The organism is Legionella qingyii (assembly GCF_003184185.1).
In genome coordinates, this window is the sequence record NZ_QHJG01000062.1 from 7,123 (window position 1) to 10,688 (window position 3,566).

The following is a 3,566-nucleotide window of genomic DNA, read 5'->3' on the forward strand; positions in this document are numbered from 1 at the left end:
CTTTATAATAAACTACTCCTTCTCCTCTTCCTTTGTGCAAGCAAACTAGGGAGCGATATCTATATTAATATCACCGGAGGGCCAAATAATTTTTTACTTCATTCTAGTTTAATGATCTTAATAGCACGGCTTTGATTTTATGGTATTTTAATAAAAGGTACAAAAAAAGCTATTTAATTCAACAAAAACTACATTTAGTCGTTTGACCAGTTTAAAAATTAAACTTTCTTTATTAGTTGAGTGGCGACTTAGTCCAGTATGCTACTTTTTTTAAAGTTCGGTGAAAAATAACAAATTAGAAGTCAAATCACTCCTACTTGCTCTTTATTTTATAGTCATATAAAAAGAATTATAACAAAAAAAGAAACGACCATAACACCGTAACCCATACCCCAAACAAGCAACCGTTGTATCGCGGCATTACCCTCAGTAACTAAAACAAAAAAGTTAATCAACAAAGACAAATGAAATGATATCGGCATCGGTATTTCTTTTTTAACTTAACTATTCATTAAAACGTAATTAAAAACGCAAGTATGAAAAAATAAGTTAGATAGACAATCGGGGTATGTTGTGCAATGCTAATCGAGAAAAAGAAGACAATAGGCGTAGTCGGAATAAAAACTTTCCGTCTTCTTATCCAGACCGTACCTGTGATAAATAATAACAATGGTAGTAAAATCCGGCCAAGTAGTGCAAGAAACTATGTCGTATGAGTACCAAACTACATTACAAATAAACATAGTTAAATTATCGTGAAAAAAAATAGAAACTATTAATACTTAACTATTTCCTTCTTGTACGACTCATAAACTTTGCGAATTTAGAACTAGACCTTTTTTTTCAAGTTCTCGCTTGTTTTCTTGAAATAGATCGCTTACTTTGGAACCATCTTTCACTTTTTTCTAAAGCAAGTCGGAAACTAAAACGGCGATGACCATACCGAAATCAAAGTAACCTTCCTGCAACCGAATTCCACTTATTTAGAGAAACGTTTTATTGTCCAATATGGCTTCTCCTCTATAATTTTTAGCTGAAAGTTGTGTATTGTATAGGACTACTAAATGTTTGGCTAAATTCAATATAGGCAGTTAATAACCTACCTTATTAATTAAGGATAGTTTACCTTTTTGCTATGTAAACATTTTTACCTCGGTAGCATACCTAAAATAACTCACAAAGTAACCAATTCCTACGTGTCCTATTGGGACACATAAAATAAAGAGTCTAAGTTTTATAACTACGAGTTTTTTTTCGTCTCCTTTTTAATCAGTTGTACCGGATAGTACTGCGGGAATGTCCCGAACGTTTAGCGTTCGATCACCTCCTTAGGAAATTCTAGAAGCACCCAGTACGGTACGCGATATTCGTGTTTCAACGATATAATAAATACCTGAATCTGATGAAATTCTTTTAATTACTATGAAAACCAGTACTATAACCACTAAATAATAATTATCTTTAACGTAGCGCAGATTTTAGCTCACATGCAAGAAGGCTACAACAACCCTCTGTTCCACCCCTACTCAAAAATTAACAAGAAAGACTTCAACATATATTTTTACTGCATACAGCTCAACAACTTGTGAATAAGTTGCAATAACGTTCGGGGTAGTGATATTTCGTCTTGCATTAAAGTTAATGAGGATCGTAACCGTAATCATACATGGGTTTTTTACCGGAACTATATCTTTGAGAATAATCCGTGCGACTAAGCCGAAATATACTCCACTTTAGATCTCCTTCTTTATTGATATTTAAAATATCAGGGAGTATCTTTGTAAAAATTTTTTCCGATAAATACCACACTTTTAGTAACTTGTTTTTCTACGATAATTTTTTTGTTCTGGTTTTATGCCAATTAACTCTGGTTTATTACAATGACTTTTGGATTACGGTCTGAGTTACTAAAAACAAATATTACTATAGTCGTTTCTAGCTTATTCCTTAAACTACACGGTACAGTTTATTCTTTCATAAATGGCCTTAATTACAACTTTGGGAAAACAATCAACGACACACCCTGGGGGGAAAACAAAAAGTTCCTACAATATTTTAATGCCTCGATGTCCCTTTTTTATGACAAAACAAAAAGAAATCTACGTTTCGATTTGTACATGTCGTTAGTCTATAAGAATTGGTCTTAAAAAGTGGACTCGATATACTTAAATGGGTAAATATATTAGTTCGTCCAGAATAAGTCGATAAATTGGATCTCGGTTGCGTCCTTCTACGAGATATAAATAACTTTATGCGTAATGTATATTGCAACCCTCTTTACAATCGATTATCTTGTTGCGTAAAATGTAGATATCTACTATAACGTTACGTCCGTGACTAACTATTTCAATCTGGTTAAAATTTGGTTCTTAATTGAAATGCACTTCTTCTAGTATAACCTAAACGACAACGTTACCTAAAAGCAGGTCTCCTTCTATATCGTAATAGGCGACGTAATTGAAACGAACTACTTAAATTTTTATATCTATGATTTTATTATGTTTGAGTAATCCCAGACAACAGTTAACGAATTAATCGGATACAAAGCGCGAAATACGGACTCTCTAGGAGTGTTTTAAATTGGTATCACCCCTAAGAGGACGACTCGCACTTTGCGCGTGACTATTTCGTAGAAATTTCATATATTTGGCGGATAAAATATTTCTACGGTTAAAAGTATTCATGCGAGTAAATATTTGGCTACCTTTATCAGAAACCTTCCGCTTTAGGACATTTAATTTCTTTCATTAAGTCCATATAATCGTTATAGTCTTGGATGCAAAGACTCAAAAGGAGAAGACCTTGAAAATGTAGTTAATTGAAAGGTTACTATCATTATTAAAGAAGATTCTTGTTAAGTTTGAGTAGTAATAGTCTTTATAGGCTTTCCGATAGTATTGTTAGAAAAACTAAATTACCTCCGTTGTGTAACTTTTTCACACTCAGTAAGGTAATTGGGAATTATGAGTGTTCCCTAAATTGGTTTATATTTGTCTGAATAGGTGTCTTTTACACTCATTGAATTTACTCTACTAACCATAATTTTTTGTTTTTATTTCGTCTACATCGTTCCTTAAGACAATAAACGATTGACATCTAACTAATAAACCAAGTTTATTTATAGGTGTCTAAATCTACAAAACTTTTCTTAATTTTGGAGCAGTATAATATGTTTATTTTTAATTTTTTTTGTCAGAACTGAGCTTGATAAAAATTATAAATAAAAATGTGCAATGAACCAATTTAATACATGAATTCTATATGGGGAGGAAACGAGAAAGACGTTAACGAAACCATGATGAAAATAATATACCTCATAACTTTCCCTTATCCTGTATAATTTAACCAAGTCAAGTTTGACTCTATCGTTTCAGCCTAATAACTCTTTGTGTTGACAATTTAGTTTAAAATTGATACTATATTTAATTATTTTAAAGTATTCGTTTTTGAACAAAGGGTTTTCGGACAGGAGAAGATATTCAGAGAACGTACTTAGTTGATCGCGTAACCTATAATTCATATCCTCTTACAGTCGGGTTAAATAATCTTAAATAATACCTCCTACT